The following is a 24,918-nucleotide window of genomic DNA, read 5'->3' as shown; positions in this document are numbered from 1 at the left end:
CCTCCCCTCGGGTGCCTTGCTGTGCGGCGCAGCCATTTGCGCGGCGCGCCGTCGCTGTAAGAAGGCTTCTGAATGAGCCCTTAAAAGCGAACAAATGTTGAAGCATCCAACAAAAGTACGCTTTTGCTATACCCCTCACATAAGGGAGAGTCAATCGAATGCGATGGTAATTCCCGCGAGAGGTCTGAACTCCTAGGCGAACAGCACCAATGGGATGTTGGCGCGTAAATAATCGCATTTATATGGGGTGTAATCCGCATGAAACAAAGCTGCTGCGTGAAATGCAAATCTGTCCGCAAGATACTGGGTCTAGATGGTGGGCCGCCACAAGCCTGTTATGGCGACACTTGATTGCTTACAATTCTGGACAATCGTCCACCTCGTGAGCAAATTACCGTTCGTTGGCCAATTCCTACCGTTCGGTCTCCACGGTATTTGGCGGGCGGGGTCGAATGGATACCGTCTTAGGCGTATCGAAGTATTTCGTTGCTGACTGTGTCATTTGTCCAAGGGGAGGGAATCGAATGACCAACGATACCCAGACGACGCCCACGACGGGCGCCACGCATGCCCTCCGCGAGGTTGTCGAGGACATCCAGAGCCGTGACACGCTTCTGTCAGTGCACGACATCTATAAGTCCTTCGGAACCAACGCGGTCCTGAAGGGCATTAGCCTGGAGGTCCGTCCGGGCGAGGTGCTTGCGCTCATCGGAGGTAACGGCGCTGGTAAGTCGACGCTCATGAAGATCATCATGGGCATCTACTCGGCTGATAGCGGAGAGATCGAGATCGACGGAGACAAGGTTGACATCTCCAACCCCAAGGCCGCTCTCGCCCACAGCATCTATATGGTTCCGCAGGAGCCCATGCTGTTCCCGAACATGACCGTGCGCGAGAACATCACGATTGGCTTCAACGAGAAGCCCTCCGTGCTGTCCGAGCGCCTCGAGAAGGTCATGGATACCACGGGTTGGCACATGGACCTCGACCGCAAGGCCCTCACGCTCTCCATCGCGGAGCAGGGCATGGTCGAGATTCTCCGTGGCCTCATGCGCGACCCCGAGGTGCTCATCCTCGACGAGCCCACCTCGGCACTTACCTTCGATGAGGTCCAGAGCCTGTTCAACTGCGTGCATGAGCTGCAGAAGAAGAACATTGGCATCGTCTACATCACCCACCGTCTGGCCGAGGTCTTCGAGCTCGCCACGACGGTCGCCATCCTCCGCGACGGCATCGTCGCCATGCAGGGCAGCGTGAAGGACTTCACGCGTGAGGATCTTGTCCGCGGGCTGCTCCCGCCCGACGCCGGCAACATCGAGAAGGAGAAGGTTGTCGCGTCTGACGTTATCGACTACGACGCGAGGCCCGTTCTCGAGCTCAAGGACTTCAGCGGCTATGGCTTCGCCGATGTCAACCTCAAGGTCTACCCCGGCGAGATCGTGGGTATGGCTGGCGTCGTGGGCGCCGGCCGCACCGAGATGGCGACCACCATCTTCGGCCGTGACAAGGTGCTGGGCGGCAAGGTGCTCCTCGACGGTCGCGACATCACGGGCATGAAGACGCCTGACGTCATTAACGCCGGCGTTAACTACCTGCCCGAGGACCGCTTCGCCGACGCCCTCTTCCGCATTCGCGACGTCTCCGAGAACACGACGAGCTCGCTGCTCTGCGGCAAGAAGATCGGCAGCTTCCTGCTCAACTCCAAGAAGGCCGACGAGATCAGCCAGGGCTATGTCAATGACTTCCGCACCAAGGTGACGGGCCTCGATCAGGAGGTTGGCGGCCTTTCCGGTGGCAACCAGCAGAAGATCATCATCGGCCGCATCTTCGCGACCGAGCCCAAGCTCGTCATCCTCGATGAGCCCACCCGCGGCATCGACGCCGCGGCTCGTGGCGACGTCTACGCCGTGCTCCAGGAGCTCCGTAAGACCGGCGTTTCGATCCTTCTCATCTCCTCTGACATGGAGGAGGTCGTCGAGCTCGCCGACCGCGCCGTGGTCATGTTCCAGGGCCGCATCAACAGCGAGTTCAAGAAGTCGGATATCACGCAGGATAACCTCATGGCCGCCGCCTTTGGCGTCTCCGGCGACAAGGAGGCGGTGTCGGCATGAGCCTAAACCGCCAGATCGAAGAGACCCGTTCGGATAGCGACCAGAGGAAAGAGGTGTAATCGATGGAGAAGGTAAAGAAGCTTTTCAAGGCGCGCGAGCTCACCAGCCTGATCTTCCTCATCGCGCTGTTTGCCATCGTTGGCTTCATGAACCCGATGTTCTTGAGCCCGTCCAACGTCTCCGCGTGCTTCAACACGTCCGTCGTCTACACGCTTATTGCAGTTGGTATGGCTTTCGTCCTGTTCATTGGCGAGATCGACGTTTCCGTCGGCTCGAACCTCGGCCTCGTCGCCGCCGTCGTGGGCACGTTCCTGCGCGACGGGCAGTCGCTCGTGGTTGCAATCGTCGTTGCCATCATCATTGGCGTCGTCATCGGCCTCATCAATGGTTGGGGCGTCTGCATCATGGGTGCGCCGTCGCTGATCTTTACCCTCGGCGTCAACGGTATCCTGCGCGGCATCATCTACCTGTATACGAATGGTGCCTGGGTTGAGAACCTGCCCAAGTCCTTCAAGGACTTCTCGTCCGTCACGCTGGTTGGCCCCCTGACGGTCTACTACTGCGCCGTCATCGCGCTCGTCATCATCATTCACCTCATCCTCACCCGTACGCGTCAGGGCCGTTACTTCGTGGCCGTGGGCGACAACGCCCAGGGTGCCACGCTCGTCGGCCTGCCTACGCTCAAGACGAAGATGCTCGCCTACGTGATCTGCGCGGTCATGGCCTCCATCGGCGGCGTGATCTTCTGCAGCCGCATCGGCTTCGTCACCCCGATGAGCGGCAATGGCTATGAGATGAAGGCCATCGCGGCCTGCGTCCTCGGTGGCATCTCGCTCGCCGGCGGCGTCGGCTCCGTGATCGGCTCCGCCATCGGCGCCGTCATCATGGCTTCGATCTCCTACCTGCTCGTCTTCATGGGCTTCTCGTCCAACTACGACAACGCGATTACCGGCATCATCCTGCTCGTCATCGTCGTCGTCGACGCCGTGATCCAGCACCGTTCGCTCGTCAACAACCGTCACGCGAGGCTCGCTGCCCGCGTCTCCGCCTCGGCTCCCGCTGCGGAGGCCCCTGCTGCGAATGTCAACGCCGAGAAGGGCGGTGAGCAGTAATGGATAAGCTCAAGAAGGTGCTCACCCACGGCCAGTCCGCCTGGAACATCCTGCTCGTGGTTCTTATCGTCCTGGAGTTCGCTATCTTTGGCGGCGCCAACCCCAAGTTCCTGCGTCCGGCACTCCTCTTTACCAGCATCAACGACAACCTTGCCGTGTTCATCCTGTCGCTCTTCGTCACGCTCGTCATGTGCACTGGCGGCATCGACATCCAGGTTGCCTCGCTCGTTGGCCTCACGTCGATCATCATCGGCGTATCCTGGCAGGACTTCGGCCTGTCCATCTGGGCCGCCGTTGCGCTCGCTACCGTCGTCGTCTGCCTCTGTGGCGCTCTCTCTGGCTTCCTGATTGGCTATTGCGGCGTCCAAGCGATGGTCATTACCCTGGGCGGCAGCTTCCTGTACTCCGGCCTCGCCCTGCTCGTCTCCACGCTTTCCAGCACCGCCTCGTACGAGTCCATCGGAGGCTTCCCCGACGAGTTCAAATTCATCGCGAACTACAAGGTCGGCGGCGAGATTCCGTTCCAGATCATCATCTATGTTGTCATGCTCGTGGTCGCTTACATCCTGCTCCACAAGACCAAGTATGGCCGCAAGGTGATACTCACCGGCGTAAACCCCTCGGCTGCCGAATACTCGGGCATTAATACGCGCAGGGTGATAATGTCCACGTATGTCCTGAGCGCGCTCGCCGCCGCCATCGCCGGCACCGTTCTCACCGCGTACCTCGGCACCGCTAAGTCCGATCTCGGTGGCGATCTCACGATGGACATCATCACGGCCGTCGTCCTCGGAGGCACGCTCTCCACGGGCGGCAAGGGATCGATCATCGGAACCGCCCTGGCATCTCTCGCCATCGCGTTCCTTCGCTTCGGTCTCCCGCTCTGCTTCAAGATCGGCACCCAGTACCTCGACATCCCGGTTGGTGTCCTGCTTGTCGCGGTCATCGTTGGGCGTTCTGCGGCGACAAACACGGGAATCGTCCCGTGGCTGCGCTCGCTGTTTGCAAGGAAGGGTAGTTCGGAGGCAAGTGCCCAATAACGGGCAAGAAAAGGGAGGTTCGTTAGTTATGAAGAACATGACTCGTCGCGGATTCCTGAAGGTTGCCGGTGCTGGCGCCGCCGTCGCAGGCCTTGGCCTGGCCGGCTGTGGTGGCTCTGGTTCCGCCGCCACCACCGCTGCCGCCAGCGGTGCTGCCGAGGGTGGAGACATCACCGGCAAGACCGTTGCCTTCATCCCGAAGGTGACCGGCAACGCCTTCTTCGAGTCCGCCAACGACGGCGCTCAGAAGTACGCCAAGGACTGGGGCATCACCGTTGACTACATCGGCGATTCCACCGCTTCCGCGTCCGCTCAGGTCGCCGTCATCAACCAGGCCGTCGCCAATGGCGTCGACGCCCTCTGCATCTCCACGGTTGACGCCGCTGGTGTGTCTGACGCCCTGAAGAAGGCCACGGACGCCGGCATCGTCGTCACCACCTGGGACTCCGACGCCCAGGTCGAGGACCGTACCCTCATGGTTTCCCAGGGCACCCCTGAGATCCTCGGCCAGATGCTCGTCGACATGTCCGTCGACGGCCTCAAGGAGCGCGGCAAGGATCCCTCTGCCGACGAGATCACCTACGTCTGGCACTACTCTCAGGCCACCGTCACCGACCAGAACTCCTGGCAGGTCGCCGCTGAGGCCATCATCCAGAAGGATTACCCGAACTGGAAGAAGGTCGCTGACAACTACTACAGCAACCAGGACGCCGAGCTCGCCATCACGACCGGCGAGGCCGTTCTCGACGCTTACCCCGACATTGACCTGATCATCTGCAACGACTCCACCGCTCTCCCCGGCCAGCTCCAGGCCGCCGAGAACAAGGGCTACGACGCCACGAAGATCACGATCACCGGCTTCGCTTCCCCGCAGTCCATCAAGAGCTACTGCGAGCACGGCACCATCTACAACTGGGGCCTCTGGGACTGCGCCGTCCAGGGCGCCATGGGCTGCTTCGTCGCTGCCTACCTCGCCGCTGGCAACACCGTCAAGGTCGGCGACACCATCTCCATCCCGAGCATCGGTGACGTCACCGTCGAGGCCAACGACTCCATCTCCGAGGGCGCCGAGACCCTCGCCGAGAACAACGGCGTCGTGCTCCTGCCCGAGCGCCTCGTCTTCACCAAGGACAACATGAACGACTACAACTTCTAAGCTGTCGCTTCGCTCCTTGTAAGGGGGCGTCGCCGCTCGGCGGCGTCCCCGTTTGCCCCGCGTGAGGTCGTTCGCCTGGCGACTCGCGCACGCTCTCACGCGGGGCACACACGAGTGGGGACATTGTCGTCCGATACCACGGAGGCTCCGCCTCATGCTTGCGCAGCGCATTCGCTGACGCGGGCCGCATCTGTCAAATCGCTACCATACTGGTGACCTCCCGCGGGGGCGTGGGGGGCAGACGAGGAAAGGAATCCACCTATGGCTGATCTGGATGGACTGAAGGTCGCTCACGACTATCACGTCGATACCCCGTTTGCGAACGACAAGGGCTTCTACGTCAAGGGCGCCAACAGCCTTGATTGGGGCATGAAGAAGCACCTCTCCAACATCTTCAACCCCAAGAGCGGCAACACCGTGATGTTCGCCTTCGACCACGGCTACTTCATGGGCGCTACCGCCGGCCTCGAGCGCCTCGACCTGCTCCTGCCGCAGCTCGCTCCCTACGTTGACTGCTTCATGGGCACCCGCGGTGCCATTCGCTCCTGCGTTCCGCCCGAGATCACGAAGGGCATCGCCCTCCGCACCACCTCCGGCTCCTCCATGCTCCAGGCTGACCTCTCCCACGAGGTCATCGCTGTTGACGTCGAGGACGCCATCCGTATGAACGCCGACTGCATGGCCGTTCAGACCTTCATCGGCGGCGACGGCCAGCTGTCCTCCATCGACAACCTGAGCCAGACCATCAACGCCGGCTTCCGCTATAGCATCCCGACACTCGGCGTCTGCGCCGTGGGCAAGGACATGGAGCGCACCCCGCGCTTCTTCAAGCTCGCGACCCGCATCATCGCCGAGATGGGCTGCCAGATGGTCAAGACCTATGACTGCGATGACTTTGAGGAGGTCGTGGCTGCCTGCCCCGTGCCCATCGTCGTCGCCGGCGGCAAGAAGCTTCCCGAGAAGGACGCCCTGCACCTCGCCTACGACGTCATCCGCAAGGGTGCCCACGGCGTTGACATGGGCCGTAACATCTTCCAGTCCACGCACCCCATCGAGATGGCCCAGTGCGTCAACAAGATCGTCCACGAGGGCATGACCGACGTCGAGGCTTGGGAGATGTTCCAGGACATCGCCAAGTAGCACAGCCTTCGCGCTCGCTGCGAATGCGAGTGACGCTAGCTAGCTCTTTCATATGCGACCTCTAGCCTCAGGCGAAGGGTCGCCTCCCGCGCCCGGGTCCAGTTCCTCCCCTTCCACTGGATCCGGGCGCATTGGGTATGCTGTAGGTTCATCAGCCGCCGTGCGGCGGAGAAGGCGGACGAGGGGAGCGCCATGACGGACGAGGATTACATGCGCCTGGCGCTTGATGAGGCGCACCTGGCCGCCGAGGAGGGCGAGGTGCCCATCGGCGCTGTCGTCGTGTGTGATGGCGAGGTCGTGGCGCGGGCGCACAATCGTCGCGAGACTGATCGCGACCCCTCGGCTCACGCGGAGTTCTCCGCCATGTGCGCCGCCGCCCGCGCGCTTGACCGCTGGCGCCTAACGGGCTGCACCGTCTATGTGACGCTCGAGCCCTGCATCATGTGTGCGGGCCTTATGGTCAACTCGCGCATCGATAGGTGCGTCTATGGCGCGCCGGACCCAAAGGGCGGTGCGCTTGGCACCCTCTTCGACGTAAGCCATGACGAGAGGCTCAACCACGAGTTCGAGGTGACGTCTGGCGTGCTCCAGCAGGAGTGTGCGGACGAGCTGAGGACATTCTTCCGAGAGAGGCGCGCCAAGAAGAAGGCGGCGTCTGTCGCGAGCGAGATGGCCGCAAGCGAGGCCTGACCGCATGGCTGGACCGCCTATCCGACAACCTCGGCGTAAGAGTATAAGATAGGGCCATCGACCTGCGTCGATGGCCCTGCTATTGCGTGTCGTTCGTTTCGCGCCCGCGCTTTCGCGCCCACGCGTCGCCTAGAAGTGCCTTCCGTAGCGGCCGCCACGAGGGCCGCGGCCGCGGCCGCGTGAGCCGCTGAAGAGGCTGCGGGTGGGCTTGGAGGTGCTGCGTCGCTCGTTGGGAACGATGCGACCCTCAGAGTACGAGAACCCCTCGAGGTCAAAGAGGGGAATGAGCTTCTTGGTGAAGTACTCGATCTCTCGAAGCGGGCTCACCTCGTCTGGCGCCATGAAGGTGTAGGCCTGTCCCGCGGCACCGGCGCGGCCCGTGCGGCCGATGCGGTGGACGTAATCCTCCGGGTCCATGGGGACGTCGAAGTTCACGACGGCGTCAATGCCGGAGATGTCGATGCCGCGGCTCATGACGTCCGTGGCGACGAGCACGCGAATCTTGCCGTCGCGGAAGCGCTCGAGTGCCTTCTCGCGAGCCTTCTGCGGGCGGTCTGCGTGCATGACATCGACCTTGATCCCACTCTTCTTCAAAGTGCCGCACACGCCGTCGACGCGCATCTTGGTGCGGCAGAAGACGAGCACGCGCTCGAAGCTCTCCTGCTTCATAAGGGCCTCGAGCAGCGAGATCTTGTCGCCTTGGGTGACGGGGCAAAGGTGCTCGTCAACCGTGGCTGCCGTCTCGCCGACGCGGGCGATCTCGACTACGACCGGGTCTGGGAGCATGGCGTCGACCGTGCCCTTGATGCTGGGCGGGATGGTGGCGGAGAACAGGAGCGTCTGGCGCTTATCGGGGCAGGCCTTTACGATGCGACGGACGCTCGGCCAAAAGCCCATGTCGAGCATACGGTCAGCCTCGTCGAGAACGAGGACCTGGACCTCGGAGAGGCTCACGTGGTCATGCTCCATGAGGTCGATGAGGCGGCCGGGGGTGGCGACGAGGAGGTCGCAGCCCTTCTCAAGCGCACGAATCTGCTTGTCGAACTTGGCGCCGCCCATCACGACGACGGTCGACTGGCCGGTCTGCGCGCAGACCTCCTTCGTGACGTCCTCGATCTGCGCCGCGAGCTCGCGCGTGGGCGTGATGACGAGGGCACGGGGCTTTTTGGGCGAGGCCTTACTCTTCGTCTCGGCGATGCGCTGGAGCGTCGGCAGGGTGAAGGCGCAGGTCTTGCCCGTGCCGGTCTGCGCACTGGCGAGCACGTCTCTGCCGCCGAGAACGGCGGGGATGGCGGCTGCCTGGACGGGAGTTGGCTCCGTGAAGCCGAGGGCGTTGACCCCGGCGAGAATCTGCTCGTTTAGCCCGAGCTCGGCAAATGAAGTAGTCATAGCTGCAAGTATGCAGCAACGCCCCCGTCTCTGCACGCGAGACGGGGGCGTTGGTCCCACCATATGGGGCTGATGCCTCTTAGAACACCGGGATGACGGAGCCCTTGTAGGTGTCCTCGATGAACTTGCGGGCGGTGTCCGAGGTGAGGGCCTTCAGGAGGGCCTGGGTCTTCTCGGAGTTCTCGTCGCCATTGCGGACGGCGATGATGTTGGCGTAGGTCTGGGCGGCCTCGGAGTCAGCACCCTCGCTGGCGAGGGTGGCGGAGGTGTCAAGGCCGGCGGAGAGCGCGTAGTTGCCGTTGATCACACCGAAGTCGACGTCCTGGAGGGAGCGGGGAACGGCGGCGGCCTCAACCTCGACGAGCTCGACGTTGTGCGGGTTCTCGACGATGTCGTTGGCGGTGGCCTCGAGGCCCACGCCGTCGGTGAGCTTGATCACGCCCTGGTCCTGGAGCAGCAGCAGCGCGCGAGCCTCGTTGGTGGCGTCGGAGGGAACGGCAATCTTGGCGCCGTCGGGGACGTTGGTGATGTCGGAGCTCTTGCCGGCGTAGAGACCCATCGGCTCGAAGTGGATGGCACCAGCGCTCGCGAGGTCAGTGCCGTTCTCGGTGTTGTAGTTCTCCAGGTAGGGGAGGTGCTGGAAGTAGTTGGCATCCAGGTCGCCCTCGGAGAGCGCGACGTTGGGCTGGACGTAGTCGCTGTACTCGACGACCTTCAGCTCGTAGCCCTGGGCCTCAAGCTCGGGTTTGATGGCCTCGAGGATCTCTGCGTGGGGCGAGGGGGAGGCGCCGACGGTGATGACGTTGTCGGAGGCGGCGCTGGAGGAGGCGGCCGCGGTGGTGGCGGCGCCGGAGTTGCCGCCGCAGGCGGTCAGGGCGAGGGCGAGGCCGGCGGCGGCCACGATGCCGGCGAGCGGCTTGATGTGCTGCTTGATGGACATGGCGGTTCCTTTCGAATGAGAACGATTTGACTGATCGTGGTGGGCAATTTCGATATGAGTAGCCAAAGGGCATCGCCCAAGGGCAAGACTCCGAGTTTGGATTGCGCCGTCTGGCGCTGACTATGTGCGCTCGCTAGGAGCGCATTCGCTTGTCGCAGACGCGAACGAGCAGGTTGCACACCGTCTGAATGACCTGGACCATGATGATGAGGATAATCACGGTCGCGAACATGACGTCATCCTGATAGCGCTGGTAGCCGTAGCGGATGGCGATGTCGCCCAGGCCGCCGGCGCCAACGGTGCCGGCCATCGCGGTGTAGCCGAGAATCGTGATGATCACGATGGGAAGGCCGCGGAGCAGGCTGGGAAGGCCCTCGTGCAGATAGACCTTGACGATGATCTCCCAGGTGGAGGCTCCCATGGAGCTGGCCGCCTCGATGAGGCCGCGGTCGACCTCTGCCTCGCTCGACTCGACCATGCGGGCAACGAACGGGGCCGCGGAGATGATGAGGGGGAATACCGCCGCCGGCACGCCGAGGGTGGTGCCTACGACAACGCGCGTCACGGGGATGATGAAGAGCAAGAGGATGATGAACGGCAGCGAGCGCGCCATGTTGACGAGCCAGCCAAGGGCGGAATAGGCGACGCGGTTGGGACGCAGGCCGTCCGGCCCAAGCACCGTGAGGAGCGTGCCCAGGACGATGCCGATGACATAGGCGCCGAGCGTCGATGCGAGCACCATGACCGTGGTGTCGACGGTGCCCTGCGCGAGAAGCTCGCCGTACTTGTCGAAGAATGCGGACAACTCCATTAGCGCGTCTCTCCCTCGAATTGGAGCAGGGCGCGCGTGACGTCAGCCTGCGGGTTGCTGAAAATCTCCTCCGCGGTGCCCTGCTCGACCACACGGCCGTGATCCATGACGACGATGTGGTTGCAGATGCGGCGGGCAACGGCGAGCGAGTGGGTGATGAGGACGATGGTCACGCCGAGCTCCTCGTTGATGCGCGCAAGGAGGTCGAGGACCTGGCTGGTGGTGAGCGTGTCGAGGGCGCTCGTGGCCTCGTCGCACAGGAGGGTCTTCGGGCGCGTCATGAGCGCGCGGGCAATTGCCACGCGCTGCTGCTGACCACCGGAGAGCTGAGAGGGGTAGGAACCCTCCTTGCCTTCGAGGCCGACAAGGCGCAGGAGCTTGCGGGCGCGCTCCGGAGCCTCGGCGCGGGAGATGCGCTTGCCGGTGCTCGTGAGCGTTGCGGGGAAGATGACGTTGTCGAGCACGGTGCGCTGCTGGAACAGGCTGAAGCTCTGAAAGATCATGCCGATGTCCGCACGAAGCTCGCGGAGCTCACGGCCGCGAAGGCTCGTGACGTCGCGCCCGTCGATGGCGACCGTGCCGCTCGTGGGCTCCTCAAGAAGGTTGATGCAGCGCACGAGGGTGGACTTGCCGGCGCCGGACTCTCCGATGATGCCGAAGATGTCGCCAGAGCCGATGCTCAGCGTGACGTCATCGATGGCGTGGAAGGGGCCAGCGGGCGTGTCGTAAACCTTGGATATGTTAGTCAGCTCAATCATGCGGACGAGTATATCAGCGAATCTGAAAGCCGAGTTAAATAAAACCCTATAACCCCACCATGAATTACTGATACGAAGCCATAGGACAAAGCTATGGATATCCAGGGAAAAGAGCCGTCGCCTGCATCGCGCGGGCGGCGGCCGGGAGATGTGTTGCGCGGTGCCCAGGTGGCGCGGAGATGCCCCGGCGAGTCGATGGCGGGCTGGCGGCGTCTGCTCGGGCTTTGGGCGCCTGGCTACTTCACGTAGGTGACGCGGCCCGCGAGGCGCTCGACAGCGGGCTTCTCGCCGCCCTCGTCTGCGTAGCCGAGGATGCAGTGGCCGACGCCGCGCCACTCGCCCTCGACGCCCCACTTGGCGAGTAGTGCCTTGCCCTCGTCGCTCTCGAACTCCTCTTTGGCACGGTGGATCCAGCAGGAGGCGACGCCAAGGCCGTGGGCGGCTGCCATGAGGTTGCCCATGACGAGGGCGCCGTCCTCGACGCAGGTGGCGTTCGCGGGGTTGGAGAGGACGACGATGACGGTCTTGGCTCCGTAGAACGGGTCGCCCTCGCTCCCCATGATGGCGGCGTTCATATGACTGAGCTCGGCGACCATATCCGGATCAGTCACGACGACGAGGTGCGTGCCCTGCCTGCCCATGCCGCTTGCCGCCCAAAGGCCGGCATCGACGATCTGCTGGAGCTTCTCGGGCTCGACGGGCTGGTCAGTGTACTTGCGGCAGCTGCGGCGCGATTCGAGCGTATCGATGAACTCAGACATGGTGTTCCCCTCTCTTGCCCGGATGGGCGAATACATCTGCATGCCTCGGAGATACCCCGTTCGCGACGATTGATATCGCGGGAAACAGTAAACAGCCGAAGCGATTTTGCGCCTGGGGATTTGTCACGCGTTGCGCGGCGAAAGGTGGCACACCCGCATCTGTTGCGCGTTGCGCGGCGAAAGGCGGGGCGCCTGCATCTGTCGCGCGGGCGTAACGGCTCCGGCGTGTTGTTGCGAGTCCATAGCCGCGCCGCTCGCCGCGTCTGTCTCGCATATGCTCGGTTGCCTGCGGTACCATTTAGCTTCGTATCTATGCTTGCCGGCGGCAGACCGTCCGGCACCATGGTCCGCGCTGGGTCTCATTCGCCGGGCGCCAGGGCCCAGAAAGGTCTTTCGTTCCAATGCCCATCAACATCCCAGACGGCCTGCCCGCCAAGCGCATCCTCCAGCAGGAGCGCATTTTCGCCCTCGAGGAGGACGTGGCTAGCAAGCAGCAGATTCGTCCGCTGCGCATTGCCCTGCTCAACCTGATGCCCACGAAGATCGAGACGGAGACGCAGATCCTCCGCCTCATATCGAAGTCGCCCATCCAGGTGAGCGTTGACTTCATGCGTGTCTCGAGCCATGAGGCTGCGCACGCGGCGGACCATCTCGTGAAGTTCTACGACACGTTCGACGAGCTCAAGTCCAACAACTATGACGGCCTCATCATCACGGGCGCACCCGTCGAGCAGATGCCGTTCGAGAGCGTCGACTATTGGGACGAGCTTTGCCGCATCATGGATTGGGCCCAGGAGCACGTGCTTTCCACGATGTTCCTTTGCTGGGGCGCGTTCGCGGGCCTCTATCACCTTCACGGTGTTCACAAGCGTCTGCTGGGCAGCAAGCTCTTTGGCGTGTTCCCGCAGCGTCTCTGCGATGAGTACAACTTCCTCACGAACGGCTTCGACGAGGTTCACAACATGCCGCACAGTCGCCACGCTGCGCCCGATGAGAAGGAGATCGACGCCGATCCGTCGCTCCAGGTGCTCAGCCGCGGCGAGACGAGCGGTCCGGCCCTCATCGCCACGCGTGACTTCTGCGAGATCTACGCGCTCGGCCACTTCGAGTACGGCCGCGACACGCTGGCGGACGAGTACTGGCGCGACTTCCACGCGGGCCTGCCCATCCAGCTGCCGGTGAACTACTTCCCCGACGATGACCCGGAGAAGCAGCCTATTTTCACTTGGCGAAGCCATGCCAACCTGCTCTACCGCAACTGGGTCAACTACGTCTACCAGACGACGCCCTACGAGCTCGATCGCATCCCCGAGGTCGTCCGCGAGCTTCGCGAGCACACCGAGGCGCTTCTCGCAAAGGGTGGCATCCCGACAAAGTTCTAGGGATCAGCGGGTGCCAGGGGCGAGATCCTCCGGTGCCCGCCGCCTGCCCGCATCGCGCCGAAAGCACTCTAAAACGTAAGACTTCGCTATATCGTGCCGAACGCACCTTATCTGGGCCTCTCGAGGGCTTGATAAGGTGCGTTCGGCGTAGCTAGCGAGTGACGATGCATCGCAAGATGGCTTCGCATATCGATGGGGTGGTTGCTACAATGAAATTATTAATTTCATTGAATTGGAGGCTGTCATGGTGACGATGATGAGCACGAAGATGACGAAGGCCGGGCAGACCACCGTTCCAAAGGAAATCCGTGCCGCGCTTGGCATTGCGGATGACTCTCGCGTGTACTGGTTCTGGGATGGCGAGCACGCCTTCATCGCCTCCACGCCCTCGCCTTTGCCGGAGGTGACTTCGGCAAAGGAGTTCTGGCGGGGGATTGCGGACGCGGAGAGACAGGTAGATGCCGGCAAAACCCGCTCCGCCAACGAGGTCGTATCAGAGATGAGGTCGAGGTATGGCTGCTGATGGTTACGAGGCCGTGCTCACCAACCTTTTCGAGGAAGACTTGGATACGGAGCTGGCATGGCGAGCGCATGAAGTGGGGCCGGGGAGTGCTGCGAGCTTTCTCGATTCCTTCGAGCAGGCAAAAGATGCGGCGGTTTCCTTTCCTGCCTTTATGCCGCAAGTCGAGGGCTCGGATTATCGTTGGGTACCGGTTAAGAAGAGGGTTGCGGTGTTTCGCATAGACGAGCGTGCCCGTAGGGTTGTTTTCCTGCGCTTGTATAACGCGTCCTCGAATTGGAAGAGCGTGCTGAGGAAATCTGCCAAGTCGTAGGACTCCAGTGATTTCAGTCCGGCTGTTTATCGTGCCAAACGCACCTTATCTGGGCCCGCGGACGGGACTCTGCCGGGTAGCTGGGTTGTGACTTGGCTCGGCAACACCGTCGTTGCCTGATTTGGCGCCGTTAGTGTGGCACCGCAGTTCGAACAGAACTTTGCGCCGTCTGGCTGCTGCTTGCCGCACCTCGGACAAAACATGTCTACGCCTCCATGACGACCTGGCGAACGGCGCCGTTCTCGTAGACGCCATAGCTGTGCGTGCCGTCCTTAGGGATGGAGACGCTGCCGGGATTGAACGCCCAGACGCCCTCGTGCGTGGGCGCGGGTTCGCTTACCTTCTTGTGCGTGTGGCCGTAGAGCAGGATGGAGCCGGCGGGGAGCTCCGGCAGCTTGTCGACGCTGTTGTGGAAGCCCGCTCCGTAGACGTGGCCGTGCGTGAGGAAGAGCTCGCAGCCGGGCTTCTCGCGTTCGGAACCATCCGCGGCGAGCGCGGCCGCGGGGTCGAAGATGGTGGTGTAGTCCGCCATGCAGGGGAAATCGAGGACCATCTGGTCGACCTCCGCCTCGCAGTTGCCGCGCACGGCGATGATGCTCGACGCGAGCGGATTGAGCATGGCGATGACCTCCTTGGGCGCGTAGCCCGCGGGGAGGTCGTTGCGCGGCCCGTGGTAGAGGACGTCGCCGAGGAGGAGCAGACGGTCGGGCTGCTCGGCGTCGAGGGCGTCCATGAGGCGACGGCACCAGGCGGCTGAGCCGTGGATATCGCTTGCGATGAGGAACTTCATGAGGTTCTCCTTACTCGCACCGCAGAAGGGCGCGATAGGTCTCGAGTCCGTGGACGAGCACGTCCTCGTCCATGCGGAATTCATCCGAGTGAAGCGGGATGCCGGTGCCAGTGCCGAGCAGCATGAACAGGCCCGGGAGGTGGCGCTGGTAGAAGGCGAAGTCCTCGGCGATGAGGAGGGGATCGGGCACGAGCTCGAGCGTGTCTCCGAGGGCGGACTTCGCGAGGCCATAGAGGGCCGCATCGTTCGTGACGGGCGGGTAGCCTTCGGCGAAGTCGAGGTCATAGGTGCAGCCGTAGGAGGCGCAGGCGTCCGCGAGGCGCTGCTCGACGCCGGCGCGGGCGCGGTCGAACATCTCGTCCGAGAAGACGCGCAGGCTGCCGGCGACCTTCGTCTCCGCGCTGATGGCGTTGCAGACCGTGCCGCTCTGCATGAGGCCGAACTTGAGCAGGCATGGCTCCTCGGCGGAGAGCTCCGCCATGAGGGCCTCGACGCCGGTGAGGAAGTGCGCGCCGGCGAGCAGCGCGTCGTTGCCGTCCGCGCTCTTGGCGATGTGGCTCGAGGTGCCGTGGATGGTCACGTGGGTCTCGCTCGCGCGGGCGAGAAGGGCACCCGGGCGCGTCGCGACGACGCCGGCGGGAAGGTCCGGCCAGACGTGGAAGCCGAAGATGCGGTCTGCGTGGTAGCGCTCGAACACGCCGCTCTCGCAGACGATGCGGGCGCCGCCGGTGGTCTCCTCCGCGGGCTGGAACACGAACAGGACGTTGCGCGGCAGGGGGCAGGCGCCGCCGTCGCGGACGCCTCGCAGCACCTCGTCCACCCAGCAGGCCGCGGCGAGGGCCATGGCCATGTGGCCGTCGTGGCCGCAGGCGTGCATGTGGCCGGGCTTGGAGGAGCAGAACTCGACGCCACTGTTCTCGGTAATGGGGAGGGCGTCCATGTCGGCGCGGATGGCGGTGGCGGGGCCGCCGGGCTTGCGCCCGCAGGCGGCGTCGACGTCGAAGAAGGCGGCGACACAGCTCTCGCAGGGGACGGTCACCTCGCAGGAGAGGCTCTCGAGGACATTGCGCACGTAGGCGCATGTCTCGGGGAGGTCAAAGGAAAGCTCCGGTATGCGATGTAGGTCGCGGCGGAACTTCGTGAGCAGCTCAAGATCGGTCATGGGACCTCCGTTGCGTGGCGTTGGCGAGCGTGTGCGGCTCGAGTTTGCGCGGCTCCTGCGGGTGCGGGTGCCGCGCGCATCGTTTTCGTTACGAGAATATACGCCACGCCGGGAGCGCTGCGGCCGGAAAGGCGACGGGCGCGGCAGCCTCGAGCGGTGTGCGCCCGGGGCGACCACTCGAGGCTGCTGCGCGCCCGAGGTGATCCGCTTGGTTAGTCGGCCCGCTCCGCCTCGCGGACGTCACCTCCACCGTAATCGACCATGACGCGCTCGATGGGAGAGACCCTGGCGGCGTCTTCGGGCGTGAGGCGCCACTCGGAGATGAGGAGATCCATCGTCTGGGGGCCGTCCTGCACCTCGAGCGTCACCGTGAGTGTGCTGTCCTTCTCGGAGACGGACTCGATCTTCTGGCCGGGGATGGACGCGCCGCAAAGCTGGAGCTGGATGAATCCCTCGCGCGGGGTCCAGGCGTCGCCGGTCAGGACGGATGAGTCGCCGTCCGCGCCCTCGCGAGCGAGGTAGTCGAGAGAGTCATCCGCCTCGGCACTCCAAGAGGCCCCCTGCTTCTGGCAGGCGGCAAGGCCGAATGCCGCGGTGGCGGCGCTGAGCAAGAACGCCCTTCTCGTGATGAGCATGGCTCCTCCTTAAGGGGAATGTCATGTCGACGTCTCGTAAACCTTATTTTACCGGATATGGTCTTCGCTGCTTCGGGGGCATGTTTGTGGTAGGGTTGCCCCACTGATAGAGGTGCGGGAGAGAGGGCGCACGGGCGAGCCGGCAGGCATCGACCCCCTGCGTGGGCAACCCCGCCGAACCTGGGCGTCGGGCGCGGCGAACCGGGTGGGCCGTCGGGGGAGACCCGCCGGACTGTCTGCAGTGGCTGCGCCGTGGGCGTGGCTCACCGTCCCTGCAGGAGCGCTATCGATTGGAGCCGCATGAGCGCGCCGGAAGACACCTGTCTGCCCACTGGGGCAGCGCAAGGTGAGACGTCGGAGGTCCGCACCGCCGCTGACCTCGAACGTCTCCCAAATCATGGATATGACCTCAAGGTCCCCTTCGCCAGCAAGACCACGCTTGAGTCCCTGGCGGAGAAGTACCCCACGCCCTTCCATCTGTATGACGAGACGGGCATTCGCCGCAACATGGAGGCCATTCGCGAGGCCTTCTCGTGGAACCCCGGCTTTCGCGAGTACTTCGCCGTGAAGGCCAACCCCAACCCCGCGCTGATTTCCATCCTGCGCGAGTACGGCTGCGGCTGCGATTGCTCGAGCTACACGGAGCTCATGATCGCCGAGGCCGTGGGTGCCACCGGCCAGAACATCATGTTCTCGAGCAACGACACGCCTGCGGCGGACTTCGCCCTCGCCCGCAAGCTGGGGGCGATCGTCAACTTCGACGACATCAGCCACATCGACTTCTTCGAAAGGGTCGCCGGCCCCATCCCCGAGACCGTGAGCTGCCGCTTCAACCCGGGCGGCCTCTTCCAGCTCGCCAATGGCATCATGGATAACCCCGGCGACTCCAAGTACGGCATGACGACGGAGCAGCTCTTCGAGGCGTTCTCCCAGCTCAAGGCCAAGGGTGCCAAGAACTTCGGTATCCATGCGTTCCTTGCGAGCAACACCGTGACGAACGACTACTACCCCAAGCTCGCGCGCATCCTGTTCAAGCTTGCCGTCGAGCTCGAGGAGAAGACGGGCGCGCACGTGGCGTTCGTCAACCTCTCCGGTGGCGTGGGCGTGCCCTACCTGCCCGGCCAGATCGCGAACGACATCCGCGCGATCGGCGAGGGTGTGCGTACCGCCTACGAGGAGATCCTCGTTCCCGCCGGCATGGGGGACGTCGCGATCTATACCGAGATGGGCCGCTTCGTGCTGGCGCCCTATGGCTGCGTCGTGACGCGCGCCATCCACGAGAAGCGCATCTACAAGGACTACATCGGCGTTGACGCGAGCGCCGTCGACCTTATCCGCCCCGCGATGTATGGCGCCTACCACCACGTGAGCGTCGTGGGTCAGCCAGGCGGCGCGGACAAGACGCGTGCCCAGGCGAGCGAGACCTATGACGTGACGGGCAACCTCTGCGAGAACAACGACAAGTTCGCCGTCGACCGTCACCTGCCAAAGATTGAGGTGGGGGACCTCCTCGTCATCCATGACTCGGGCGCTCACGGTTATTCGATGGGCTACAACTACAACGGCCGCCTGCGCGCCGCCGAGGTACTCCTCCGCGAGGACGGGGGAGACGAGCTCATTCGCCGCGCCGAGACCCCGACGGACTACTTCGCCACGTTCGACGTGCTCCCGGGCGTTCGCGCGCGCCTCGCGGCCGAGTCCGAGGGGCTCGCGGGGATCAAGTAGCCTCGCGCAGCCGTGCGGACCGGGTCGTGCGGCGGGTGCCGGGCGTCTGGCCGCAAGGCTCGCTCGATAACCGGCCGAGGGGCCAAACAACCAGGTATCAGGCTTGCTCGGCAGCTATGCTGGGCAATCACATAAGGAGAAAACCATGGACGTACGCAAGCTCGAAGGCTCGATCGTAGCCCTCATCACGCCGTTCAACGAGGACGGCTCGGTCAACTTTGACCAGCTCGAGCGCCTGCTCGAGTTCCACGTCGAGAATGGCACGGACGCGATCCTCACGCTCGGCACCACGGGCGAGAGCGCCACGATGACGGACGAGGAGGACAACTCCGTCGTCAAGTTCGTCGTGGACCACATCGCGGGCCGCATCCCCGTCATCGCGGGCTCGGGCTCCAACAGCACCGCCGTTCAGACGGCCAAGAGCCTCAAGTACCAGGAGCTTGGCGCCGACGCCCTGCTCATCATCTCGCCCTACTACAACAAGTCGAACGAAGAGGGCATCTACCAGCACCTCAAGCAGACCGCCGATGCGGTGGACATCCCTTGCATCCTCTATAACATCCCTGGTCGCACGGGTTGCTCCATCTCCGTGCACAATGTCGAGCGCCTCGCTGCCCACCCCAACGTGATGGGCATCAAGGAGGCGAGTGGCAACATGGCTTATGCCGCGAGCATCGCCCATTGCCTGTCCGATGACTTCCGCCTGTACTCCGGTGAGGACGCGCTCACCGTGCCGCTCATGGCCCTTGGCGGCTCCGGTACGATCAGCGTCTGGGCTGACGTCCAGCCGGCGCTCGTCCACGAGATGTGCCGCGCCTACCTCGACGGCGACGTCGCGCGCGCCACGCGCATCCAGGTCGAGGGCCAGCCGCTCATTTCCGCCCTGTTCGGCGAGGTCAACCCGATCCCGGTCAAGGAGGCGCTCGCCCAGATGGGCATGATCGACGCCAACTATCGTCTGCCGCTGTATCCCATGAGCGAGGGCCCCAAGGCCAAGCTCGTCGAGGCCATGAAGGGGGCAGGGCTCCTTGACTAACGAGATGACTGCACAGAAGGCGCCTATCAGGCTTGCCATCATGGGTGAGGGGCGCATGGGCTCGCTCATCCGCTCCACGGCTGAGGCTGCTCGCAACGAGGACGGCTCTCCTACGTTCGAGGTCGTCGCGCAGATCGGCTTCGACCTCTCCGTGGCGGATTCCGCTCCCGCAGCTGACGTGCTGATCGACTTCTCCAACGTCGCGACGCTCTCCGCCGTGTGCGCATACGTGCGTCGAACGGGTGCGGCGCTCGTCTCGGGCACCACAGGCTACTCCGACGACCAGATGGCCGAGCTTCGTGAGCTTGCCGGCGCGGCTGCCGTGCTGCACTCCGGCAACTACTCGCTGGGCATCGCGGCGCTGCGCCATGCCACGGCGCTTGCCGCGCGCGAACTTGCCGGGTTCGATGTGGAGATCGTCGAGACGCACCACAATCAGAAGGTCGATGCCCCGAGCGGAACGGCGAAGCTGCTGCTCGACGCAGTGGTCAAGACCGAGGCCGAGGAAGGACGTGGCGAGTATTACCCCGTCTACGGCCGCGAGGGCATGCTGGGCAAGCGCGACCCGGGCGAGGTCGGCGTTCACGCGCTGCGCGGCGGCACTGTCGCTGGCGTGCACACCGTGAGCTTCTTTGGGACGGACGAGGAGATCTCGCTCACGCACCGCGCCACGAGTCGCCAGATCTTCGTGAACGGTGCCCTCGCCGCCGCGCGCAAGATGGCGGGACGCGAGCCGGGCTTCTATGGGTTCGACGAGGTTATGTTCGGCTAGGAATCGATTGTTGCCCGTACTGTGGGGTGCGCCCCGTCGTGCGGGCTTGAAGCGCTCGCTCGTCTCTGTCGCTCGCATCGGTGCGGGCGGAGGCGGGCGACTCACTACGAAAGGACGCGCCGCATGGACGCACAGGAGATCATCAACTACATCGCGACGGCCCCCAAGAAGACGCCGGTCAAGGTCTATATCCGTCTGAAGGAGGGTGCCTCCGTCGACCTTTCCTGCGCCGACCACGTCTTTGGTACGGATAAGAACAAGGTCGTCTTTGGTGACTGGGCGCTCCTCGAGCCGGTGCTCGACGCCGCCTCTGATTCCATCGAGGACATGGTGGTCGAGAACGACGGCCGCAACACCGGCGTGCCGATGCTCGACAAGAAGGGCATTCACGCCCGCATCGAGCCGGGCGCCATCATCCGTGACAAGGTGGAGATTGGCGACAACGCCGTCATCATGATGGGCGCCGTCATCAACATCGGATCGGTCATCGGTGACGGCACGATGATCGACATGGGCGCCGTGCTGGGCGGCCGTGCCACGGTGGGCAAGAACTGCCACATCGGTGCCGGCACCGTGCTCGCGGGCGTCGTCGAGCCGGCGAGCGCCACGCCCGTCATCATCGAGGACAACGTGCTTATCGGCGCGAACGCCGTCGTGCTTGAGGGCGTTCGCGTGGGCGAGGGCGCCGTGGTCGCCGCGGGTGCCGTCTGCGTCGAGGACGTGCCGGCGGGTGCCGTGGTGGCTGGCGTGCCGGCAAAGGTCATCAAGCAGGCGAGCGAGGTCGCCGAGGGTAAGGTGTCTCTGGTCGACGCCCTGCGCAACCTGTAGGTAGATCGGGCGCGGGGTGGTGGAAACGCCGTCTCGCGCCCGCGTGCCTGCGCACCTGCGTGCCCGGACCCGTGCGAACGCGCGAGGACATGCGCCCCGCGCCCATGGCGTTGCGCGGTGCCGACACATCCGACATATAACAGGAGAGGGAGGCGAGCCTTGCGGTTCGCCTCCCTCTCGCTTTTTGCGCCAAGCCCGAAAGCCCCCTTGTGGCGCTGGGCATTCGCCCAAGCCGGACTACCTCTCCGTAGCCCGGCAAATCGCTCGGATGAATCCGAGCGTCCCCCAACTAGTTAGTCCTCAGCGATCTCGGTGATCGCGCCGGCCGGGCAGGCCTCCTGGCAGGAGCCGCAGGCGACGCAGGAGTCCTCGTCCTTGACCTGAGCGGAGTCGTCGCCGAGCTCGAGGACATCGCACGGGCAGGTGTCAACGCAAACGCCGCAGGCGACGCACTCGTCAGTATCGATTACGGGGTGAGCCATGATAGATCCCTTCTCCAAAAAAGCCATAGCAATGTGAATCCCAGTTGCTGGGGCAGCCAAAAAGTAAACCTTGGTAACCTCTCTAGCTGCTCCTTTAGGTGAGAATACCAATCGGCGGCGCGAATGCAAGACGTTGTCGGAAATTGCATGGCTTGCATTCGCGAACGGCATACTTCGAGGTAAAACCCCACCTTTAATAGGGTATTTAACCGGGACGAACGGCCGGTGGCGGTTTGGAGCGCATGCGCAGCCCAGAGCTGGGGGTTTGCCTCACGGTGATCCCTAAAGTGTCCAAAACAAGAAATCTATCGTAAAGCGACTTAGATTTTGTATAAGTTGAGCGCGCAAAGGATATATAGTGTGCAGTAACAAACGCGCCCGCAGATGCGGGCAGGCCGGCAGGGCACCTGGCTGGCCGGCCAAGCGAGCGCGGAGGCATCACGCATTCGCGCGCAAGAAGAAAGGAACGTGCCAACTATGAGCAAGATTCTCGGCATTGACCTCGGTACCACCAACTCCGCCATGGCAGTCCTCGAGGGCGGCCAGCCCACTATCATCGTGAACGCCGAGGGCGACCGCACCACTCCGTCCGTCGTCGGCTTCCGCGCCGAGGGCGATCGTATCGTCGGTAAGTCCGCTAAGAACCAGGCAGTCACCAACCCGCAGAACACCGTCTTCTCCATCAAGCGCTTCATGGGCCGCAAGTACTCTGAGTGCACCTCTGAGCTCAAGACCGTCCCGTACAAGGTCAAGGAGGGTCAGGGCGGCCGCGCCGTCGTCGAGATTGACGGCGAGGACTTCACGCCCGAGCAGGTCTCCGCTATGGTCCTTGCCAAGATGAAGGCTGACGCCGAGAAGTACCTCGGTGAGACCGTGACTGACGCCGTCATCACCGTCCCTGCCTACTTCAATGACGCCCAGCGTCAGGCCACCAAGGACGCCGGCAAGATCGCTGGTCTCAACGTCAAGCGTATCGTCAACGAGCCCACCGCCGCGGCCCTCGCCTATGGCCTCGACAAGAAGGGCACGGAGCAGAAGGTTCTCGTCTTCGACCTCGGCGGCGGCACCTTCGACGTCTCCCTGCTTGACCTCGCTGACGGCGTCTTCGAGGTTCTCGCCACCAACGGCGACAACCACCTCGGCGGCGATGACTGGGATCAGCGTGTGATCGACTGGATGGCTGACAAGTTCCAGCAGGAGAACGGCGTTGACCTCCGCAAGGACCCGATGGCCCTCCAGCGCCTCAAGGAGGCCGCCGAGAACGCCAAGAAGGAGCTCTCCGCTGGCCAGCAGACCACCATCAACCTGCCGTTCATCACGATGAACCAGTCTGGTCCTCTGCACCTCAACTACACGCTGACCCGCGCTGAGTTCGAAAAGATCACGCGTGACCTGCTCGATCGCTGCAAGGCTCCTGTCACCAAGGCCCTGCATGACGCCAACATGCAGATCTCTGACGTCTCTGAGGTCATCCTCGTCGGCGGCTCCACTCGTATGCCCGCTGTCCAGGAGCTCGTCAAGCAGATCACCGGCAAGCAGCCCAACATGTCCGTGAACCCGGATGAGGTCGTCGCTGACGGCGCTGCCGTCCAGGGCGGCGTTCTCACCGGCGACGTCGAGGGCATCCTCCTGCTCGACGTGACCCCGCTGTCCCTTGGCGTCGAGACCATGGGCGGCATCATGACCAAGATGATCGACCGCAACACCACTATCCCGACGTCCAAGACCGAGGTCTACTCCACTGCCGCTGACAACCAGACCAGCGTCGAGATCAACGTCCTCCAGGGCGAGCGCGAGATGGCTGCCGACAACAAGAGCCTCGGCAAGTTCCAGCTCACCGGCATCCCCGCCGCGCGCCGTGGCGTGCCGCAGATTGAGGTCACCTTCGACATCGACGCCAACGGCATCGTGAAGGTCACCGCCAAGGACAAGGGCACCGGCAAGGAGCAGCAGATCACCATTTCCGGTTCCACCGCCCTCTCTGACGACGAAGTCGACCGCATGGTCAAGGACGCCGAGTCCCACGCCGAGGAGGACAAGAAGCACAAGGACGAGATCGAGGTCCGCAACCAGACTGACAGCCTCGCCTACTCGACCGAGCAGACCGTCAAGGAGCTTGGCGACAAGGTCCCCGCTGACATGAAGCAGCAGGCTGACGATGCCGTCGCCGAGGCCAAGAAGGCCCTCGAGGGTACTGATATCGATGCCATCAAGGCTGCCGGCGAGAAGCTCCAGGAGGTTGGCCACAAGCTCGCTGAGGTCGTCTACTCCAGCGCTCAGGCTGACGCTGGCCAGGCTGGCGCTCAGGGTGGCGCCCAGGGCGGCTCTGACGACGTGGTCGATGCTGACTACGAGGTCGTCGACGACGATCAGAACAACCAGTAAGCGGGAAGTGAGTCACGATGGCTCGCACCACCAGTAAGAACAACCAGGCGGGAGCCGCTCCGGCTCCCGCGCCGGACCCCAAGGGGGGCGACGTGAAGGTCGACATCGAGGTCGAGGGCGAGGAGAAGCCCGAGCAGGTTGAGAAGCCCGAGGCTGTCGAGGCCGAAGTGATCGAGCCTGACGAGGTAGCGGAGGACGCTGCCGAGGATGCAGCCGATGACGAGGCTGCAGAGCGCGCCCGCGTAGAGGCTGCTATCAAGGCGGGCGAGGCCGCAGCGGACGAGGACTTCAAGTCCGAGGCGGACGGTCTTCGTGCCGAGCGCGACGAGCTCGCCAAGAAGCTCGCCGGCGTCTCGGATGAGATCAACGCTGCCAAGGCCGAGGCCGCTGCCGCGACCGATCGCCTCTCAAGGCTCCAGGCCGATTGGGACAACTATCGTCGTCGCATGGACCGCGAGCGCGCAATCGAGCGCGAGCGTGCCTGCGAGGGCCTCGTGAAGGATCTCCTGCCGGCGATTGACGACCTTGAGCGTGCGATTACGCACGCAAGCGCCGCCGAGGAGAACGAGGTTGCCAAGCAGCTCGTGGACGGTGTCACCGCCGTTCATGCCAAGGTCATTTCCGTCCTTGAGAAGCAGGGCGCCGAGGTTATCGACCCTGCCGGCGATCCCTTCGATCCCCAGGACCACCAGGCCGTGGGTCGCGTCGAGGACGCGGAGGCCTATGACGAGACGGTCCGCGACGTCTACCAGAAGGGCTATCGCCTTGGTGGCAAGGTCGTGAGGCCGGCCATGGTCACGGTGACCTATGGCGGCCCGAAGCGTCCGGCCGAACCCAAGGAAGACGAGGCAAAGCCTGAGGCAGGCGCCGAAGCTAAGTAGGTTCAAGCGTGCGCCCGGGCGGAACCCCGGGCGCACGCATCTGTACGCAATCAGGCCGGCGTGAGGGCAAGCTCCTTCATGCCGGCCAAGTGACTAGGA

The 24,918-nt window shown here is 63.7% G+C and carries 24 protein-coding genes; 15 read left to right on the top strand and 9 right to left on the bottom strand.

The annotated features are described in order from the left end of the window. Positions 1–524 precede the first annotated feature (524 nt). The 6 genes from ABCN07_RS03140 to tadA all read left to right on the top strand — a co-directional run bounded on the left by ABCN07_RS03140 (position 525) and on the right by tadA (position 7,249). Positions 525–2,111: a sugar ABC transporter ATP-binding protein gene (locus tag ABCN07_RS03140; protein ID WP_343005334.1), complete on the top strand. Its 1,587-nt coding sequence runs from the start codon at positions 525–527 to the stop codon at positions 2,109–2,111. A gap of 62 nt (positions 2,112–2,173) precedes the next feature. Further along, positions 2,174–3,223 carry an ABC transporter permease gene (locus tag ABCN07_RS03135; protein WP_343005333.1) on the top strand — a complete coding sequence of 350 codons (1,050 nt, stop codon included), beginning with the start codon at positions 2,174–2,176 and terminating at the stop codon, positions 3,221–3,223. Continuing rightward, positions 3,223–4,263, top strand: coding sequence for an ABC transporter permease (locus tag ABCN07_RS03130; protein ID WP_293836080.1), 1,041 nt, complete (start codon positions 3,223–3,225; stop codon positions 4,261–4,263). Before ABCN07_RS03135 ends, ABCN07_RS03130 begins: the two co-directional genes overlap by 1 nt. A 28-nt stretch (positions 4,264–4,291) precedes the next feature. Then, a complete protein-coding gene (locus ABCN07_RS03125) occupies positions 4,292–5,419 on the top strand; it encodes a substrate-binding domain-containing protein (protein WP_343005332.1) in 1,128 nt (375 codons plus the stop codon). 261 nt (positions 5,420–5,680) lie between these two features. Beyond that, on the top strand, positions 5,681–6,559 hold the full coding sequence (gene lsrF, locus ABCN07_RS03120; protein ID WP_293814765.1) for a 3-hydroxy-5-phosphonooxypentane-2,4-dione thiolase: 879 nt from the start codon (positions 5,681–5,683) through the stop codon (positions 6,557–6,559). A gap of 192 nt (positions 6,560–6,751) precedes the next feature. Beyond that, a complete protein-coding gene (gene tadA / locus ABCN07_RS03115; RefSeq protein ID WP_343005331.1) occupies positions 6,752–7,249 on the top strand; it encodes a tRNA adenosine(34) deaminase TadA in 498 nt (165 codons plus the stop codon). Between the two features lie 129 nt (positions 7,250–7,378). Here tadA and ABCN07_RS03110 read toward each other — a convergent pair whose 3' ends face one another. From ABCN07_RS03110 to ABCN07_RS03090, 5 genes are all read right to left on the bottom strand, one after another. After that, entirely contained in the window at positions 7,379–8,638 is a 1,260-nt protein-coding gene (locus ABCN07_RS03110; protein WP_343005330.1) for a DEAD/DEAH box helicase, read from the bottom strand. Positions 8,639–8,717: 79 nt separating this feature from the next. Continuing rightward, positions 8,718–9,578 (bottom strand): MetQ/NlpA family ABC transporter substrate-binding protein, encoded by an 861-nt coding sequence (locus ABCN07_RS03105; RefSeq protein ID WP_343005329.1) that lies wholly within the window; start codon positions 9,576–9,578, stop codon positions 8,718–8,720. Positions 9,579–9,711: 133 nt separating this feature from the next. Beyond that, entirely contained in the window at positions 9,712–10,389 is a 678-nt protein-coding gene (locus ABCN07_RS03100) for a methionine ABC transporter permease (protein WP_293814761.1), read from the bottom strand. After that, positions 10,389–11,147, bottom strand: a complete 759-nt coding sequence (locus tag ABCN07_RS03095) for a methionine ABC transporter ATP-binding protein (protein ID WP_343005328.1) — start codon at positions 11,145–11,147, stop codon at positions 10,389–10,391. Before ABCN07_RS03095 ends, ABCN07_RS03100 begins: the two co-directional genes overlap by 1 nt. Positions 11,148–11,383: 236 nt before the next feature. Continuing rightward, a complete protein-coding gene (locus ABCN07_RS03090; protein WP_343005327.1) occupies positions 11,384–11,908 on the bottom strand; it encodes a nitroreductase family protein in 525 nt (174 codons plus the stop codon). A gap of 401 nt (positions 11,909–12,309) precedes the next feature. Here ABCN07_RS03090 and metA point away from each other — a divergent pair, with 401 nt between their 5' ends. The 3 genes from metA (at position 12,310) to ABCN07_RS03075 (ending at position 14,123) form a co-directional block, all read left to right on the top strand. Further along, positions 12,310–13,290 (top strand): homoserine O-succinyltransferase, encoded by a 981-nt coding sequence (gene metA / locus ABCN07_RS03085; RefSeq protein WP_343005326.1) that lies wholly within the window; start codon positions 12,310–12,312, stop codon positions 13,288–13,290. 244 nt (positions 13,291–13,534) lie between these two features. Then, entirely contained in the window at positions 13,535–13,813 is a 279-nt protein-coding gene (locus ABCN07_RS03080; protein ID WP_343005325.1) for an AbrB/MazE/SpoVT family DNA-binding domain-containing protein, read from the top strand. Then, positions 13,803–14,123, top strand: coding sequence for a type II toxin-antitoxin system RelE/ParE family toxin (locus ABCN07_RS03075; protein WP_330029745.1), 321 nt, complete (start codon positions 13,803–13,805; stop codon positions 14,121–14,123). Before ABCN07_RS03080 ends, ABCN07_RS03075 begins: the two co-directional genes overlap by 11 nt. Positions 14,124–14,328: 205 nt before the next feature. Here the strand turns inward: ABCN07_RS03075 and yfcE are convergent, their stop codons facing one another. The 3 genes from yfcE to ABCN07_RS03060 form a co-directional block, all read right to left on the bottom strand. Further along, entirely contained in the window at positions 14,329–14,913 is a 585-nt protein-coding gene (gene yfcE / locus ABCN07_RS03070; RefSeq protein WP_343005324.1) for a phosphodiesterase, read from the bottom strand. A 10-nt stretch (positions 14,914–14,923) separates the two neighbouring features. Then, on the bottom strand, positions 14,924–16,075 hold the full coding sequence (locus tag ABCN07_RS03065) for an amidohydrolase (protein ID WP_343005323.1): 1,152 nt from the start codon (positions 16,073–16,075) through the stop codon (positions 14,924–14,926). Positions 16,076–16,287: 212 nt separating this feature from the next. Continuing rightward, positions 16,288–16,710, bottom strand: coding sequence for a hypothetical protein (locus ABCN07_RS03060; protein ID WP_343005322.1), 423 nt, complete (start codon positions 16,708–16,710; stop codon positions 16,288–16,290). A gap of 300 nt (positions 16,711–17,010) precedes the next feature. Here ABCN07_RS03060 and ABCN07_RS03055 point away from each other — a divergent pair, with 300 nt between their 5' ends. From ABCN07_RS03055 to dapD, 4 genes are all read left to right on the top strand, one after another. Beyond that, on the top strand, positions 17,011–18,435 hold the full coding sequence (locus ABCN07_RS03055) for a diaminopimelate decarboxylase (protein WP_343005321.1): 1,425 nt from the start codon (positions 17,011–17,013) through the stop codon (positions 18,433–18,435). 145 nt (positions 18,436–18,580) lie between these two features. After that, positions 18,581–19,471 (top strand): 4-hydroxy-tetrahydrodipicolinate synthase, encoded by an 891-nt coding sequence (gene dapA / locus ABCN07_RS03050; protein ID WP_343005320.1) that lies wholly within the window; start codon positions 18,581–18,583, stop codon positions 19,469–19,471. Further along, positions 19,464–20,243: a 4-hydroxy-tetrahydrodipicolinate reductase gene (gene dapB / locus ABCN07_RS03045; RefSeq protein WP_343005319.1), complete on the top strand. Its 780-nt coding sequence runs from the start codon at positions 19,464–19,466 to the stop codon at positions 20,241–20,243. The genes dapA and dapB overlap by 8 nt, the downstream gene beginning before the upstream one ends. Before the next feature lie 123 nt (positions 20,244–20,366). Continuing rightward, positions 20,367–21,071, top strand: coding sequence for a 2,3,4,5-tetrahydropyridine-2,6-dicarboxylate N-acetyltransferase (gene dapD, locus ABCN07_RS03040; protein ID WP_343005318.1), 705 nt, complete (start codon positions 20,367–20,369; stop codon positions 21,069–21,071). Positions 21,072–21,364: 293 nt separating this feature from the next. Here dapD and ABCN07_RS03035 read toward each other — a convergent pair whose 3' ends face one another. Further along, a complete protein-coding gene (locus ABCN07_RS03035) occupies positions 21,365–21,553 on the bottom strand; it encodes a ferredoxin family protein (RefSeq protein WP_293814750.1) in 189 nt (62 codons plus the stop codon). A gap of 477 nt (positions 21,554–22,030) precedes the next feature. Here ABCN07_RS03035 and dnaK point away from each other — a divergent pair, with 477 nt between their 5' ends. Together dnaK and ABCN07_RS03025 are read left to right on the top strand one after the other, a co-directional pair. After that, positions 22,031–23,938 (top strand): molecular chaperone DnaK, encoded by a 1,908-nt coding sequence (gene dnaK, locus ABCN07_RS03030; protein WP_343005317.1) that lies wholly within the window; start codon positions 22,031–22,033, stop codon positions 23,936–23,938. Between the two features lie 17 nt (positions 23,939–23,955). Next, the gene (locus tag ABCN07_RS03025) at positions 23,956–24,819 is read left to right on the top strand and encodes a nucleotide exchange factor GrpE (protein WP_343005316.1); all 864 of its coding nucleotides are present in this window, start codon (positions 23,956–23,958) and stop codon (positions 24,817–24,819) included. Positions 24,820–24,918: the final 99 nt, after the last annotated feature.

Origin of the sequence: Collinsella sp. 1033st1_E11_1033SCRN_220408 (genome assembly GCF_039062465.1) — a bacterium.
GTDB lineage: Bacteria > Actinomycetota > Coriobacteriia > Coriobacteriales > Atopobiaceae > Parolsenella.
The sequence above is the reverse complement of the archived record's forward strand: the minus strand, read 5'-3'. Positions and strand labels throughout refer to the sequence as shown.